Origin of the sequence: Streptomyces sp. TLI_105, assembly GCF_900105415.1 — a bacterium.
Classification (GTDB): Bacteria; Actinomycetota; Actinomycetes; order Streptomycetales; family Streptomycetaceae; genus Streptomyces.
On sequence record NZ_FNSM01000001.1, the window covers coordinates 6,210,473 to 6,226,524 of the forward strand.

General features: G+C 72.1%; 11 protein-coding genes. 9 read left to right on the forward strand and 2 right to left on the reverse strand.

Going from position 1 to position 16,052, the window contains the following annotated elements; translation table 11 throughout:
• Nucleotides 1-690 carry a maleylpyruvate isomerase family mycothiol-dependent enzyme gene (locus BLW86_RS28370; protein WP_093878926.1) on the reverse strand — a complete coding sequence of 230 codons (690 nt, stop codon included), beginning with the start codon at nucleotides 688-690 and terminating at the stop codon, nucleotides 1-3.
• 215 nt (nucleotides 691-905) lie between these two features.
• On the opposite strand from BLW86_RS28370, the gene uvrA reads away from it, so the two are divergent.
• Nucleotides 906-3,893: an excinuclease ABC subunit UvrA gene (uvrA, locus tag BLW86_RS28375; protein ID WP_093876660.1), complete on the forward strand. Its 2,988-nt coding sequence runs from the start codon at nucleotides 906-908 to the stop codon at nucleotides 3,891-3,893.
• A 265-nt stretch (nucleotides 3,894-4,158) separates the two neighbouring features.
• A complete protein-coding gene (locus BLW86_RS28380) occupies nucleotides 4,159-4,593 on the forward strand; it encodes a Rieske (2Fe-2S) protein (protein ID WP_093876661.1) in 435 nt (144 codons plus the stop codon).
• Nucleotides 4,594-4,614: 21 nt separating this feature from the next.
• Here BLW86_RS28380 and BLW86_RS28385 read toward each other — a convergent pair whose 3' ends face one another.
• A complete protein-coding gene (locus BLW86_RS28385; RefSeq protein ID WP_093876662.1) occupies nucleotides 4,615-5,544 on the reverse strand; it encodes a hypothetical protein in 930 nt (309 codons plus the stop codon).
• A 230-nt stretch (nucleotides 5,545-5,774) separates the two neighbouring features.
• On the opposite strand from BLW86_RS28385, the gene BLW86_RS28390 reads away from it, so the two are divergent.
• From BLW86_RS28390 to BLW86_RS28420, 7 genes are all read left to right on the forward strand, one after another.
• Complete coding sequence (locus BLW86_RS28390; RefSeq protein ID WP_093876663.1) at nucleotides 5,775-6,362, forward strand: papain-like cysteine protease family protein; 588 nt, start codon at nucleotides 5,775-5,777, stop codon at nucleotides 6,360-6,362.
• A gap of 5 nt (nucleotides 6,363-6,367) precedes the next feature.
• Nucleotides 6,368-7,111 carry a hypothetical protein gene (locus BLW86_RS28395; RefSeq protein WP_256341453.1) on the forward strand — a complete coding sequence of 248 codons (744 nt, stop codon included), beginning with the start codon at nucleotides 6,368-6,370 and terminating at the stop codon, nucleotides 7,109-7,111.
• Between the two features lie 576 nt (nucleotides 7,112-7,687).
• Nucleotides 7,688-9,694, forward strand: coding sequence for an excinuclease ABC subunit UvrC (gene uvrC, locus BLW86_RS28400; protein ID WP_093876665.1), 2,007 nt, complete (start codon nucleotides 7,688-7,690; stop codon nucleotides 9,692-9,694).
• Nucleotides 9,691-10,653 (forward strand): RNase adapter RapZ, encoded by a 963-nt coding sequence (rapZ, locus tag BLW86_RS28405; RefSeq protein ID WP_093876666.1) that lies wholly within the window; start codon nucleotides 9,691-9,693, stop codon nucleotides 10,651-10,653. The genes uvrC and rapZ overlap by 4 nt, the downstream gene beginning before the upstream one ends.
• Nucleotides 10,650-11,684 (forward strand): gluconeogenesis factor YvcK family protein, encoded by a 1,035-nt coding sequence (gene yvcK, locus BLW86_RS28410; protein ID WP_093876667.1) that lies wholly within the window; start codon nucleotides 10,650-10,652, stop codon nucleotides 11,682-11,684. Before rapZ ends, yvcK begins: the two co-directional genes overlap by 4 nt.
• Nucleotides 11,675-12,664 carry a DNA-binding protein WhiA gene (whiA, locus tag BLW86_RS28415; RefSeq protein WP_030205188.1) on the forward strand — a complete coding sequence of 330 codons (990 nt, stop codon included), beginning with the start codon at nucleotides 11,675-11,677 and terminating at the stop codon, nucleotides 12,662-12,664. The genes yvcK and whiA overlap by 10 nt, the downstream gene beginning before the upstream one ends.
• A 282-nt stretch (nucleotides 12,665-12,946) precedes the next feature.
• Complete coding sequence (locus BLW86_RS28420; protein ID WP_093876668.1) at nucleotides 12,947-15,898, forward strand: M14 family metallopeptidase; 2,952 nt, start codon at nucleotides 12,947-12,949, stop codon at nucleotides 15,896-15,898.
• Nucleotides 15,899-16,052: the final 154 nt, after the last annotated feature.

Below are 16,052 nucleotides of genomic sequence, written 5' to 3' on the forward strand. Positions count from 1 at the left end.
CTAGAGCGGGGGGAGCTCCGGCAGGGGGCCGCCCTCGGTCTTCAGGGCGGAGCCGTCGCGGCGGCCGGCGAGCCAGCCGAGGAGCTCGGGGGAGGGGCCGCTCACGGTCACCCCGGCGCCCTCCGCGGAACCGGTGGTCCACGCGCCCGTGCCGTCCGTGGTCAGGACCCGGGTCGGCGGGACGGAGGCGTTGCCCGTGAACCGTTCCGTCAGGAAGTCGATCTCCCGCAGGACGAACTCCTCCGGCAGGTCCTCCAGCTCGTAGCCGACGCCCAGGTCGACGTGGTGCAGGGCCACCTCCACCCAGCGGCGGAAGGGGATCCGGGAGGCGCTGTCGGTGACCCCGTTGCGGAGCTCGACCGTGCGGCTCCAGTCGGCGGGCTCGGCGCCGACCTCCTGGAAGCGCTCGCCGGTCGCGCGCAGGTCGGCGAGCTGGGCGTCGAGGGGGCGGTCCGCGTCGCGCTCGATGTCGGCGTCGCGGGTCTCGGCGCTGGCGTACATCGGCCGGCCCCGGAGAACGTTCACCAGGGCGTCGGCGTTGCGGGAGATGTGGGCGAGGACGTGGCCGCGGGTCCAGCCGGGAAGCCGTGACGGCTCGGCGACGGCCGCGTTGTCCCAGGAGGCGGCGTCGTTCAGCAGCCGCTCGGTCGCTTCTCGTACGGAAGCGAGGTCGCGCTCGTGGTCGATCATGGCCCGCACCCTAGGGGGTGTCGTGCCGGTCGGGCCAGATCCGATCCTGTCGGACCGGCGGAGGCGCCCCGTGCGCCGCCACTCGTTCGGGTGAAGCGGTCTCCACGCGGCCGGAAATCGAATGTGCGTGCTATAGGCTCGATGGAAGCATCCGGCATCCTTGGTTGTTGGGTGTGTCAGGCACATCCGCTCTCTCAAGAAAGGTGCGGACCGGCGTGGCCGACCGTCTCATCGTCCGTGGCGCTCGCGAGCACAACCTCAAGAACGTCTCGCTCGACCTCCCGCGTGACTCCCTCATCGTCTTCACCGGGCTCTCGGGGTCGGGCAAGTCCTCCCTCGCGTTCGACACGATCTTCGCCGAGGGGCAGCGCCGGTACGTCGAGTCGCTCTCCTCGTACGCCCGGCAGTTCCTCGGCCAGATGGACAAGCCGGACGTCGACTTCATCGAAGGTCTCTCGCCCGCCGTCTCCATCGACCAGAAGTCGACCTCGCGCAACCCGCGCTCGACGGTCGGCACCATCACGGAGGTCTACGACTACCTCCGTCTGCTCTTCGCCCGCATCGGCAAGCCGCACTGTCCCGAGTGCCGCCGGCCCATCTCCCGCCAGTCGCCGCAGGCCATCGTCGACAAGGTCCTGGAGCTCCCCGAGGGCAGCCGCTTCCAGGTGCTCTCCCCGCTCGTGCGCGAGCGCAAGGGCGAGTTCGTCGACCTCTTCGCCGACCTCCAGACCAAGGGCTACAGCCGCGCCCGCGTCGACGGCGTGACCGTGCAGCTCACCGAGCCGCCGACGCTGAAGAAGCAGGAGAAGCACACGATCGAGGTGGTCGTCGACCGCCTCACCGTCAAGGACAGCGCCAAGCGCCGGCTCACCGACTCCGTCGAGACCGCCCTCGGACTCTCCGGCGGCATGGTCGTGCTCGACTTCGTCGACCTCCCCGAGGACGACCCCGAGCGCGAGAAGATGTACTCGGAGCACCTCTACTGCCCGTACGACGACCTCTCCTTCGAGGAGCTGGAGCCGCGCTCCTTCTCCTTCAACTCGCCCTTCGGCGCCTGCCCCGACTGCACCGGCATCGGCACCCGCATGGAGGTCGACCCCGAGCTGGTCGTCCCCGACGAGGAGAAGTCCCTCGACGAGGGCGCCATCCACCCCTGGTCGCACGGCCACACCAAGGAGTACTTCGGCCGGATGATCGACGGGCTCTCGCAGGCCCTCGGCTTCCGCACCGACATCCCGTACGCCGGGCTCCCGCAGCGGGCCAAGAAGGCCCTCATGCACGGCCACAAGACCCAGATCGAGGTCCGCTACCGCAACCGGTACGGGCGCGAGCGCGCCTGGACCACCCCCGCCTTCGAGGGCGCCGTCTCCTTCGTCAAGCGGCGGCACAGCGAGGCCGAGAGCGACTCCAGCCGCGAGCGCTTCGAGGGCTACATGCGCGAGGTGCCCTGCCCCACCTGTGAGGGCACCCGCCTCAAGCCGATCGTCCTCGCGGTCACGGTCATGGACAGGTCCATCGCCGAGGTCGCCGCGATGTCCATCAGCGACTGCGCCGAGTTCCTCTCCCGGCTCACGCTCAACGCCCGCGACAAGAAGATCGCCGAGCGGGTCCTCAAGGAGGTCAACGAGCGGCTGCGCTTCCTCGTCGACGTCGGCCTCGACTACCTCTCGCTCAACCGGGCGGCGGGCACGCTCTCCGGCGGAGAGGCCCAGCGCATCCGGCTCGCCACCCAGATCGGTTCCGGCCTGGTCGGCGTGCTCTACGTGCTCGACGAGCCGTCCATCGGCCTCCACCAGCGCGACAACCACCGGCTCATCGAGACCCTGGTCCGGCTCCGGGACATGGGCAACACGCTCATCGTCGTCGAGCACGACGAGGACACCATCAAGGTCGCCGACTGGGTCGTCGACATCGGCCCCGGCGCCGGCGAGCACGGCGGCAAGGTCGTCCACTCCGGCTCCCTGAAGGAGCTCCTCGCCAACGAGGAGTCGATGACCGGGCAGTACCTGTCCGGCCGCAGGGCGATCGCCACCCCGGACGTCCGCCGCCCGGTGGACCCCGGACGGCGGCTCACCGTGCACGGCGCCCGCGAGAACAACCTGCGGGACATCGACGTCTCCTTCCCGCTGGGCGTCCTCACCGCCGTCACCGGCGTCTCGGGATCCGGCAAGTCGACCCTGGTCAACGACATCCTCTACACCCACCTGGCGCGCGAGCTGAACGGCGCCAAGTCGGTGCCCGGACGGCACACGCGCGTGGACGGCGACGACCTCGTCGACAAGGTCGTGCACGTCGACCAGTCGCCGATCGGCCGCACCCCGCGGTCGAACCCGGCGACGTACACCGGCGTCTTCGACCACGTCCGCAAGCTCTTCGCCGAGACGATGGAGGCCAAGGTCCGGGGCTACCTGCCCGGCCGCTTCTCCTTCAACGTCAAGGGCGGCCGCTGCGAGAACTGCTCCGGCGACGGCACGATCAAGATCGAGATGAACTTCCTCCCGGACGTCTACGTCCCGTGCGAGGTCTGCCACGGCGACCGGTACAACCGGGAGACCCTGGAGGTCCACTACAAGGGCAAGTCCATCGCCGAGGTCCTGAACATGCCGATCGAGGAGGCCCTGGACTTCTTCGAGGCCGTCCCGACCATCGCGCGCCACCTGCGCACGCTCAACGAGGTCGGCCTCGGGTACGTCCGCCTCGGCCAGTCGGCGCCGACGCTCTCCGGTGGCGAGGCGCAGCGCGTCAAGCTCGCCTCCGAGCTCCAGAAGCGCTCGACGGGCCGCACGGTGTACGTGCTCGACGAGCCGACCACCGGCCTCCACTTCGAGGACATCTCGAAGCTGATCAAGGTCCTGTCCGGCCTGGTCGACAAGGGCAACTCGGTGATCGTCATCGAGCACAACCTCGATGTCATCAAGACCGCCGACTGGGTCATCGACATGGGCCCCGAGGGCGGCAGCGGCGGCGGTCTGGTGATCGCCGAGGGCACGCCGGAGGAGGTCGCCTCGGTCCCCGAGAGCCACACCGGCAAGTTCCTCCGCGAGATCCTCGGCGCCGACCGGATCAGCGACGCCGGCGGGAAGATCCCGGCGGCCCGCGGGGCGAAGAAGACGGCGGCGAAGAAGGCCCCCGCGAAGAAGGTGGCGGCTCCCGCGAAGAAGGCGGCCGCCAAGAAGGCGACGGCCCGCACCCGCAAGGCGTGACGGCCGACCGGGCGTGACAGGGAGGCGGGACCCCGGCCGGGGTCCCGCCTCCCTCGTCGGGTCCGGGGCCCTGCCTCCCTCGTCGGGTCCGGGGCCCTGCCTCCCTCGTCGGGTCCGGGGCCCTGCCTCCCTCGTCGGGTCCGGGGGCCGCCTCCCGGTGCCAGGCCCGCCGCCAGGCCCCGGCGTCGGGCCCCGGAAGGCCGCCGGTATCGTCGGTTCGGTCACCCCTGGGGTGTCTTGTCCCCGATCTCACCGTGGAGCGCTCATGTCCGGCCAGTCCAGCCGCCGCACCGTACTGAAAGGCGCGGCCCTCGCCGGAGCTGCCGGGCTGGGAGTCGCCGCCTGCTCCACCGACTCCAAGCTCGGCCACGCCCAGGTCCCGACCCCGACCGCACCGGTCCCGCTCGGCGCCCCGGACGAGGTCCCGGTCGGCGGTTCCAAGCTCTACCGCGAGCAGCGGCTCGTCGTGAGCTGCCCGGCCAAGGGCCGGTACAAGGCCTTCAGCGCCCAGTGCACCCACGCCGGCTGCGTCCTCGACAAGGTCGAGGAGAACGAGGGCAACTGCCCCTGCCACGGCAGCCGCTTCGACGTCACGACCGGCAAGGCGATACAGGGCCCCGCCACCGTCCCGCTCCCCGAGGTCCCGATCCGCGTCGAGAACGGCAAACTGGTGGCCGGTCCCGAGGCGCCCCAGGCCTGAGCGGTCCGGAACCCCACCGCCTCACGCCCAGTCCCAGTCGATCCCCAGGATTCCCGGGCGCACCCCCTGCTCCACGAGGTGCACCGTGCGGTGCCGGCCGCTCAGGGTCAGCTCCGCACGGCCGCCGCGCGGCGCACCCGCCGAGGACTGCGTGAACCTCCGGCACCGCACCGGAAGCGCCGCCTCGTCGAAGCGGACCTGGAGCGCGTACTGCCCGCCCGCGAAGCTGAAGCCGCGCACGTACTCCCCGCTCGGCCCCGCCGTACCGTCCTCGAAGCCGTACGAGAACAGATACGTGTCCCCGGCCCGCAGCCGCACGTCGAAGAGCAGCTCCGCGACCACCACGCCCGTGCCGGCGTGCCACCGCACCCGCCCCGTCCGGCAGTTCTCCACCGCCCGCACCACCACCCGGGACGGGTCGCAGCCGGGGTCGCCGTGGTGGATGGCGAGGTAGCGGTCCACGCCGTCCCGGTGCGCCCGCACCACGTGCTGCGACTCGCGCCCCACCAGCTCCCGCCCCGCCCCGATCCGTACCCGCTCGTGGTGCCCCACCGTGTGCAGCCCGCCGTCCGTCGGGGACTCCAGGTCAGCGAGCAGCTCCTCGACCGAGCCCGAGGCCTCCACCAGCGAGCGGTACGAGCGGGCCGCCGGGCGCTCCACCTCGGAGCGGGCGGCCGCGTCCTCCGTCAGGAGCCGCAGCAGCGAGTTCCCGGGCAGCCGGAGGACCTCCTCCAGGGCCCGGACGGCCTTCAGGGACTCCGGCCGCTGCGGGCGACGGGCGCCCTGCTGCCAGTAGCTCAGGCTCGTCACCCCGACCTTGACGCCCCGGTGCGCGAGATGGTGCTGGACCCGCTGGAGCGGTAGCCCGCGCACGGCCAGCGCGGTGCGCAGCGCCAGATGGAAGGGACCGGTGTGCAGCAGCTGCACCAGATCCGCCTCGGTGGGGCTCACGAGGACTCCTCGGTGAACATTCACGACGGGGGCACGGACCGTCGCGCCGCGAGGGGCGGGCGGGCAGGTGGGCCGGGGGTTTTCGTTCACACCCGGGTCACACCGTTCACGGTCCGATGTCACCCCGCATTGAAGCGTGTTGACCCGGCCCGGACAACGGCCGATGCTCCTGACCAGCGTCCGGACGCGCTCCTCCACCCCCCTCATCCCCAGCTCCTGGGAGGAACGCGATGCGCAGAAGAAAGCTGAACCTCGCGGCACTCGCCGCAGCCGCCCTCTTCCTCGTCCCCGCCACCTCGGCCTCCGCCGCCCCCACCGGCGAGGACGCCTCGACCCTCGCATCCAAGCGCCTGAACATCACCATGCAGGCCCAGCAGAAGACCAACTGGTGCTGGGCGGCGAGCGGCAACACCATCGCCACCTGGTACGGCCGGAACTACAGCCAGAACCAGTTCTGCAACGCCGCCTTCGACCGGCAGCAGGGCTACGACTGCCCCAACTGGCAGGCCACGCTCGCCAACGTCCAGACCGGACTGGGCTGGGCCGGCATCAGCCCCGGCTCGTACGTCGACGGCTGGCTGCGCTACTCCACCCTCCAGACCGAGATCAACGCCGGTCGACCCGTCGAGACCAGGATCCAGTGGGCCGGCGGCGGCGGCCACATGCACGTGATCTACGGCTACGACGACGCGAACAGCTGGGTCTACTGGGGCGACCCCTGGCCCTCCAGCGATCGCTACAACTGGGCCTCGCACGCCTGGTACGTGAACAACGGCTCGTTCTCCTGGACCCACTCGCTCTACCGGATCGGGGCGTGACGACCATGAACACACGTGCCACGGGAGCCGGGCTCCTCGTCACCACCGCCCTCGTCCTCCTCGGGGCGCTCCCCGCGGCCGCCGAGGAGCTGCCGTCCGCGCCGACCCCCGAACAGGCCGCCTCCGCGCCGCGGACCCTGGACACCCTGTCCCGGTTCTTCGCCCGCGACGGGGCCTCCGCCCGCACGGCGGCCGCGCCGCGCGTCGAGGGCGCCTCCGTCCCCGTGCGGTTCCTCTCCCCGGACTTCGTCGCCGGGAAGCCCGGGGCGCCGGTCGCCCGCGTCGAGTTCCGCGCCAGCAGGGCCGTCTCCCCGGACGGCCGGAAGGCCTCCCTGTGGACGGTGCGGCAGCCGGGCGGCGGCTGGCAGGTGGTGAACATCGCCACCGGCGACGACGAGATCCGGTACGCGGAACTCGGCCACGGCTTCGTCTTCCGCGAGCCGCAGATCGACGCGTGGTACGTCCTGAAGGGCGCGAAGGTGCTGCCGCTCGACGAGGACGCGGTACGGGCCGTGGGCCGGAACGGGACGAGCCTCGCGGGCTACCGGGAGCGGGTCGTGCGGGCGTACGGCGACAAGCTGCCGGGGTCGTCGTACGCGCGGAAGGGGGCGGCGGGGGGTTACGACGCGCCCGCGCCCGCGTCCCACGAGAGGCCCGCCGTCGCGGCGGTGGGCGTGGGGGCGGGGCTGGTCCTCGCGCTGACGGCGTGGGCGACGGTACGCGGACGCCGGGCGGGCCGCCGCGCCTGACCCCTGCGACGGGCCTCCGCTCCACGGGACGGCGCCCACCCCTTGTGCCCCCGTTGTGGGCAGCCACTCCGCCGGGGCGGTGCCCCGCCCACTCCGTTGTGGGCGCGCCGGCTGGGCCGGTGCCCGCCCACCCCCGCTCGCCCCGTTGTGGGCAGTCGTCCCGCTGGGGCGAGGGGGTCCCCCCTGCTCGAGCGAAGCCGAGAGCTCGGGGGAGGGTGGGCACAACGGAACGGCGCCCTTGCCGGGCCTGGGATCCCGCGCCTTGACCCGCACCCCGTGCACAGCGCACTGGTGGTGCGGGTCCAGGCCCGGAAGGCGGAGCGCGCCCGCAGAGGCGCCGTCCCGTGTGCCCACCCGTCCCGCCCCAGCGGGACGATTGCCCACACGGGCGGGGGCGGGGGCACCGCCCCGCAGGCGCGCGCCCACCCGGCGGTGGTGGGAAGGGCGCCGCCCCGCCGGGCGCGTTCACACGGAGAGGGGCGGCACCGCCCGCGCGGGCGCGTGCCCAGTACGAGGCGGGTTCCGGGTGGAGGCGGGCGCCGTGGGGTGTCGGTGGGCGCCAGTAGGGTGGTGAGCATGGCCGACCCCTCCAGCTACCGCCCCAAGCCGGGTCAGATCCCCGACTCCCCGGGGGTCTACAAGTTCCGCGACGAGCACCGCCGGGTCATCTACGTGGGGAAGGCGAAGTCCCTGCGTCAGCGGCTGGCGAACTACTTCCAGCCGCTCACGAGCCTGCATCCGCGCACGGCCACCATGGTGACGACGGCCGCCTCCGTGGAGTGGACGGTGGTGTCCACCGAGGTCGAGGCGCTGCAGCTGGAGTACTCCTGGATCAAGGAGTTCGATCCCCGGTTCAACGTGAAGTACCGGGACGACAAGAGCTACCCGTACCTCGCGGTCACCATGAACGAGGAGTTCCCGCGCGTCCAGGTCATGCGCGGCCACAAGAAGAAGGGCGTGCGCTACTTCGGGCCGTACGCGCACGCGTGGGCGATCCGCGAGACCGTCGACCTGATGCTGCGGGTGTTCCCCGTGCGGACCTGCTCGGCGGGGGTCTTCCGGAACGCCGCGTCGGCCGGGCGCCCCTGTCTCCTCGGCTACATCGGCAAGTGCTCGGCGCCCTGCGTCGGCCGGGTCACGCCCGAGGAGCACCGCGAACTGGCCGAGGACTTCAGCGACTTCATGGCCGGCCGCACCGGCACGTACATCCGCCGGCTGGAGAAGCAGATGATGATCGCGGCCGAGGACATGGAGTACGAGAAGGCCGCCCGGCTCCGCGACGACATAGAGGCCCTGCGCCGGGCCATGGAGAAGAACGCGGTCGTCCTCGCCGACGCCACCGACGCCGATCTGATCGCCCTCGCCGAGGACGAGCTGGAGGCGGCGGTGCAGATCTTCCACGTGCGCGGCGGCCGCGTCCGGGGCCAGCGCGGCTGGGTCACGGACAAGGTCGAGGCCGTCGACACGGCGGGGCTCGTGGAGCACGCCCTCCAGCAGCTGTACGGCGAGGAGAGCGGCGACGCGGTCCCCAAGGAGGTCCTCGTCCCGGCGCTCCCCGAGGACACGGAGGCCGTCTCCGCCTGGCTCTCCGGCCGCCGCGGATCCCTCGTCTCGCTGCGCGTCCCGCAGCGCGGCGACAAGAAGGACCTGATGGAGACGGTCGCGCGCAACGCCCAGCAGGCGCTCGTCCTGCACAAGACCAAGCGGGCCAGCGACCTGACCACCCGCTCCCGGGCCCTGGAGGAGATCGCCGAGGCCCTGGACCTGGACTCGGCGCCGCTGCGGATCGAGTGCTTCGACATCTCGCACCTCCAGGGCGAGGACGTCGTCGCCTCGATGGTGGTCTTCGAGGACGGGCTGCCCCGCAAGAGCGAGTACCGCCGCTTCCAGATCAAGGGCTTCGAGGGCCAGGACGACGTCCGGTCCATGCACGAGGTGATCAGCCGCCGCTTCAAGCGTTACCTCGCCGAGAAGGACCGCACGGGGGAGTGGGGCCCGGTCGGCGACGGTGAGGTCCCCGCCGGCGGCGAGGTCCCCGCCGAGGACGCCCAGGACGACGGCCGGCCCAAGCGCTTCGCGTACCCGCCGCAGCTCGTCGTCGTCGACGGCGGGCAGCCGCAGGTCGCCGCGGCCCGCCGCGCCCTCGACGAGCTCGGCATCGACGACGTCGCGGTCTGCGGCCTCGCCAAGCGGCTGGAGGAGGTCTGGCTGCCCGGCGACGACGACCCGGTGGTGCTGCCCCGCTCCAGCGAGGGCCTCTATCTGCTCCAGCGGGTGCGTGACACGGCTCACGACTTCGCCATCCGCTACCAGCGGTCCAAGCGGACCAAACGTCTCCGGACCAGCCCGCTCGACGCCGTCCCCGGCCTCGGGGAGTCGCGCAAGCAGGCCTTGATCAAGCATTTCGGCTCGGTGAAGCGGCTGAAGCAGGCGACAATCGAGCAGATCTGTGAGGTCCCCGGCTTCGGCCGGAAGACCGCGGAGGCGGTCGCCGTGGCCCTGGCCCAGGCGGCCCCCGCCGCACCCGCCGTGAACACGGCCACAGGAGAGATCATGGAAGACGACGGGGGCACCACCGCATGACCGAGCGCCACACGCACGACGAGCACGACCGAGAAGACGGAGCAGGACACGTGAGTACGGGCACGAAGGAGACCCCCGGCGACAACGGCGCCGAGGCGGCCATTCCCGAGCTGGTGATCATCTCCGGCATGTCCGGAGCGGGCCGGTCCACCGCGGCGAAGTGTCTGGAGGACCTCGGCTGGTTCGTCGTGGACAACCTGCCGCCCGCGCTGATCCCCACCATGGTGGAGCTCGGCGCCCGCTCCCAGGGCAACGTCGCCCGGATCGCCGTCGTCGTGGACGTCCGCGGCCGGCAGTTCTTCGACAACCTCAGGGAGTCCCTCGCCGACCTGGACGCCAAGCAGGTCACCCGCCGGGTCGTCTTCCTGGAGTCCTCCGACGAGGCCCTGGTCCGGCGCTTCGAGTCGGTCCGCAGGCCGCACCCGCTCCAGGGCGACGGCCGCATCACCGACGGCATCGCCGCCGAGCGCGACCTGCTGCGCGAGCTGCGCGGCGACGCCGACCTGGTGATCGACACCTCCAGCCTCAACGTCCACGAGCTGCGCGCCAAGATGGACGCCCAGTTCGCCGGCGACGAGGAGCCCGAGCTGCGGGCCACCGTGATGTCCTTCGGCTTCAAGTACGGCCTGCCGGTCGACGCCGACCTCGTCGTCGACATGCGCTTCCTGCCGAATCCGCACTGGGTCCCCGAGCTGCGCCCCTTCACCGGCCTCAACGAGGAGGTGTCGAACTACGTCTACAACCAGCCGGGCGCCAAGGAGTTCCTCGACCGCTACACCGAGCTGCTCCAGCTGATCGCCGCGGGCTACCGCCGCGAGGGCAAGCGGTACGTGACCATCGCCGTGGGCTGCACGGGCGGCAAGCACCGCTCCGTGGCCACCGCCGAGCGCCTCGCCGCCCGCCTCGCCTCCGAAGGGGTCGAGACCGTCGTCGTCCACCGGGACATGGGGCGCGAGTGAAGCCGTACCGTCGGCGTGCCTCCACCCTCGCGGTGCGGCGTACGCTCCGCAGGCGCGGCGCCCAGCCCAAGGTGGTCGCGCTCGGTGGCGGCATGGGCCTGTCGGCGTCCCTCGCCGCGCTCCGCCGGATCACCGGCGACCTCACCGCCGTCGTCACCGTCGCCGACGACGGGGGCTCCAGCGGCCGGCTCCGGGAGGAGCTCGGCGTGCTGCCCCCGGGCGACCTGCGCAAGGCGCTCGCCGCCCTCTGCGGCGACGACGACTGGGGCCAGACCTGGGCCCGGGTGATCCAGCACCGCTTCCAGTCCAAGGGCGAGATCAACGGCCACGCCGTCGGCAATCTGCTGATCGTCGCCCTCTGGGAGCAGCTCGGCGACCCCGTGCAGGCCCTCGACCTGGTCGGCCGGCTGCTCGGCGCCCAGGGCCGGGTGCTGCCCATGTCCGCCGTGCCCCTGGAGCTCCAGGCCCTGGTCAGGGGCCACGACCCGGAGCGGCCGGACGCCGTGGACACCGTGCGCGGCCAGGCGACCGTCGCGCTCACCCCCGGCGAGGTGCAGTCCGTGCACCTCGTGCCGAACGACCCGCCGGCCGTGCCCGAGGCGGTCGCGGCGGTCCTGGACGCGGACTGGGTGGTCCTCGGTCCCGGCTCCTGGTTCTCCTCGGTGATCCCGCACCTCCTGGTCCCCGAGCTCCTCGACGCCCTGGTCGAGACGAAGGCCCGGAAGGTGCTCTCGCTGAACCTCGCGCCGCAGCCCGGAGAAACCGAGGGCTTCTCCCCGCAGCGTCATTTGGAGGTTTTGGGACGACACGCCCCTAAACTCGCCCTGGACGTGGTGCTGGCCGACGAGGCCGCCGTGCCCGACGTGTCAGCGAGGGAACCCCTCGTCGATGCCGCAAAGCGGCTCGGCGCCGCGGTCGAGCTGGCGCCGGTGGCCGGGCCCGACGGCTCCGCGAAGCATGACCCGGAGCTGTTGGCCGCCGCGTACGACCGTATTTTTCGGATGCATGGAAGGATCGGCCCATGGCGATGACGGCAGCGGTGAAGGACGAGATCTCCCGGCTCCCCGTCACCCGGACCTGCTGCAGGAAGGCAGAGGTCTCGTCGATCCTGCGGTTCGCGGGCGGGCTGCACCTGGTGAGCGGCCGCATCGTGATCGAGGCGGAGCTCGACACCGCGATGGCGGCCCGCCGCCTCAAGCGGGACATCCTGGAGATCTTCGGGCACAGCTCCGAGCTGATCGTGATGGCCCCCGGCGGGCTGCGGCGCGGCTCGCGCTTCGTGGTGCGGGTGGTGGCCGGAGGCGACCAGCTGGCCCGGCAGACGGGCCTCGTGGACGGCCGCGGCCGTCCCATCCGGGGCCTTCCCCCGCAGGTGGTCTCCGGGGCCACCTGTGACGCCGAGGCCGCCTGGCGCGGCGCGTTCCTCGCGCACGGCTCGCTGACCGAGCCCGGCCGCTCCTCCTCCCTGGAGGTGACCTGCCCGGGTCCGGAGGCCGCCCTCGCCCTGGTCGGCGCGGCCCGCCGGCTCTCCATCGCGGCGAAGGCCCGCGAGGTCCGGGGCGTGGACCGGGTCGTCGTCCGCGACGGCGACGCGATCGGCGCCCTCCTCACCCGGCTCGGCGCGCACGAGTCGGTGCTCGCCTGGGAGGAGCGGCGGATGCGGCGCGAGGTCCGCGCCACCGCCAACCGCCTGGCCAACTTCGACGACGCCAACCTGCGCCGCTCGGCCCGCGCCGCCGTCGCCGCCGGCGCCCGCGTGCAGCGCGCCCTGGAGATCCTCGGCGAGGAGGTGCCCGAGCACCTCGCCGCCGCGGGCCGGCTCCGCATGGAGCACAAGCAGGCCTCCCTGGAGGAGCTGGGCGCGCTCGCCGACCCGCCGCTGACCAAGGACGCGGTGGCCGGCCGGATCCGCCGGCTGCTGGCGATGGCCGACAAGCGGGCGCAGGACCTGGGCATCCCCGGGACCGAGTCCAACCTGACGGAGGAGCTCGACGACAGCCTCGTCGGCTGACCGGATCCGTCACCGTACGGAAAGCCTGTACGAAGAGCCTGTACGGAAAGTCTGTACGGAAAGCCTGTACGAAGAGCTCGCACGGGACGCCCATACGGACCACTCGTACGACAGCTCGTACGGAGAGAGGGCCTACGGAACCTTCAACTCCGCGCTGCCGGTGCCTTTCTGAGGCACCGGCAGCTTTTTCGTACACCCCGCGAGGCACCCTTGACAGTCCCATGGGCGCCCAAGAGCCTGGCGTCTGTTCACCTTCGAGGCAGACAACAGCAAGGGGGGCACATGAGACGCAGAGCGAGATCGATCCTCGCCGCGGCTTCACTGCTGATCGCGGGAGTGGCGGCGGCACCCGTCGCCGGAGCACAGCCGAACGACCGGGACGGCGGCGACGCCCTCTCCGTGTGGCGGGCCGAGGTCACCCAGGAGCAGGTTCCGCTGCTCCTCGAAGCCGGTGCCGACGCCCATGAACTCACCGAGCAGGTCCCGGCGAAGGGCTCCGCGACGGTCGAGCTCTTCCTCACCGGTCGGCAGGCCGGGCAGCTGCGCGGCCAGGGCGTCGAGATCGCCGAGCACCATCTCACCGCCCAGGCCGAGAAGCGGGTCGCCGCCGCCGGGGACGGCGTCTTCCGTCCGTACGGAGGGCCGAACGGCCTCAAGCAGGAGATCCTGGACACCGCACGGGCCAACCCCGGCCTGACCAAGGTCGTCTCCATCGGCAAGACCCTCAAGGGCCAGGACATCCTCGCCCTCAAGCTGACCAAGGGCGCCCGGCACACCAAGGACGGCTCGAAGCCCGCCACGCTGTACATGTCCAACCAGCACGCGCGCGAGTGGATCACCCCCGAGATGACCCGGCGGCTGATGCACCACTACCTCGACGGCTACGGCAAGGACGAGCGGATCACCCGGATCGTCGACTCCACCGAGCTGTGGTTCGTGCTCTCCGCCAACCCGGACGGCTACGACTACACGCACGCCGACCCCGCCCACCGCCAGTGGCGGAAGAACCTCCGCGACAACGACGGAGACGGGAAGCTCGGCCCCGGCGACGGCGTCGACCTCAACCGCAACTTCGCCTACAAGTGGGGCTATGACAACGAGGGCTCGTCCCCCGACCCGGCCGACGAGACCTTCCGCGGCAAGGGCCCCATGTCGGAGCCGGAGACGAGGGCCCTCGACGCCTTCCAGAAGCGCATCGGCTTCGCGTACGGCGTCAACTACCACTCGGCCGCCCAGCTCCTGCTGTACGGCGTCGGCTGGCAGGTGGCCACCGACACCCCCGACGACGTGGCCCTCAAGGCGCTCGCCGGCACCCCGCAGAAGTCCGCCGTCCCCGGCTACCGCCCGCAGGTCTCCTCGGAGCTGTACATCACCAACGGCGAGGCGGACGGACACGCCGCCAACGTCAACGGGATGCAGATGTTCACCCCGGAGATGTCGACCTGCGCCACCGCCTCCCGCGTCGACCCGAACGACGCCTGGAACCCGGCCGACTGCGCCTCCGTCTTCACCTTCCCGGACGACGAGAAGCTGATCCAGGCCGAGTTCGCCAAGAACATCCCCTTCGCGCTCGCCGTCGCCGAGACCGCCGCCCACCCGGACCGGCCCGTCTCCCCGGTCGGCATCGACGCCCCCGACCTCACCCCGAAGACCTTCACCACCTCCTACGCCCGGGGCCAGGGGCAGCAGGTCGCCGTCACCGCCCGCAAGTCGCTGCGCGGCAAGACCCTCACGTACCGGATCAACGGCGGCCGCCCCCACAGCGAGGAGCTGAAGGCCTGGAAGGGCGGCGAGACCTACGGAGGGGACGACAACCTCTACTTCGACGAGTACCGCGCCGAGGTCGAGGGAGCCCGTCCCGGCGACTCCGTCGAGGTCCGGTTCACCGCCCGCACCCGAGAGGGCCGCGCCACCTCCTCCGCCCCCTTCACCTACAAGGTGGCCGAGCGTCCCCGCGGCGACGTGCTCGTCCTCGCCGACGAGGGCGGCACCACCGCCGCCCGGCACACCGCCGCGTACGTGAAGGCGCTCGCCGACAACGGCCGCAGGGCCGCCGTCTGGGACGTCGCCACCCAGGGCACCCCGGACGCCCTCGGCGTGCTCTCCCACTTCCGCACCGTCGTCTGGTACACCGGCGCCGAGCGTCCCTCCGGGGACGCCCAGCTCGCCGTCCGCGCCTACCTCAACGAGGGCGGCAAGCTGATCAACGCCGGCGAGAAGTCCGGTGGACTCACCGAGGTCGGCCTGGCCGAGACCAACGACTTCGCCCAGTACTACCTCGGCGCCTACCACCGCGCGGGCCTCAAGAACCCGCCCGCCTTCGCCGGTACGGGCGCCTTCGCGGGCGTCGGCGCGACGCTCGGTTCCGCCACCGACAACCCGCTGGACAACGCGGGCGCGTACACCGTCACTTCGGACACCCTGAAGCCGGAGGAGTTCCCGCAGTTCGCGAGCAGCGCCTCCGCCGGCGACTACCCGGGCATCCGCACCCCCTTCGAGCCCGCCGAGGGATCGAGCTTCGCGGCCGTCAAGCACGCCGACGACACCTGGGCCCGGCTCGCCAGGACCGTCGACCTCACCGGCGTCGTCGCCGCGTCGAAGCCGCGCCTGGACTTCCAGGTCAGCTACGACACCGAGCCCGGCTACGACAACCTCGTCGTCGAGGCCCACACCGTCGGCCAGGACGACTGGACGACGCTGCCCGACCTGGGCGGCGGCACCTCCGCCCAGCCCCCGGCCGACTGCGGCGAGGGCTACTACGTCCGCGGCCACCCCTTCCTCGCCCACTACCTCACCGTCGGCGAGGACGGCTGCGCGCCCACCGGCACCACCGGCTCCTGGAACGCCTTCACCGGCCCCTCCAACGGCTGGCGGCAGGCCTCCGTCGACCTGAGCGCCTGGGCCGGCAAGAAGGTCGAACTCGCCCTCTCGTACGTCTCCGACCCCGGTACGGGCGAGATGGGCGCCTTCGTCGACGACACCCGGCTCGTCACCGGCGCCACCACCGAGACGGAGGGCTTCGAGACCTCCCTCGGCGCCTGGTCCACACCGGGCGCTCCGGCCGGCAGCCCCGGCAACGCCTCCGACTGGGCGCGTTCCGCGGCGCTCTTCCACTCCCAGGCGGCGGTCACCACGCGTGACACCGTCCTCCTCGGCTACGGCCTGGAGCACGTGCCCGGCGAGGCGGAGCGCGCACGGATCGTCGGCCGCGCCCTGGGGACGCTCCGGCGCTGACGGAGAGTAGCGGGGACAAAGGTCCCAAGGCGGCCCGTACCCGGTGGTAGGGGCGGGCCGTCGGCCGTTTTTCCTTACTTTCCGGGCTCATCCGGATGCGCAGGATGTCACTCACCGGCGGCGGGGGAGGTAGGGTCGTAAGCGGTCGGGGACA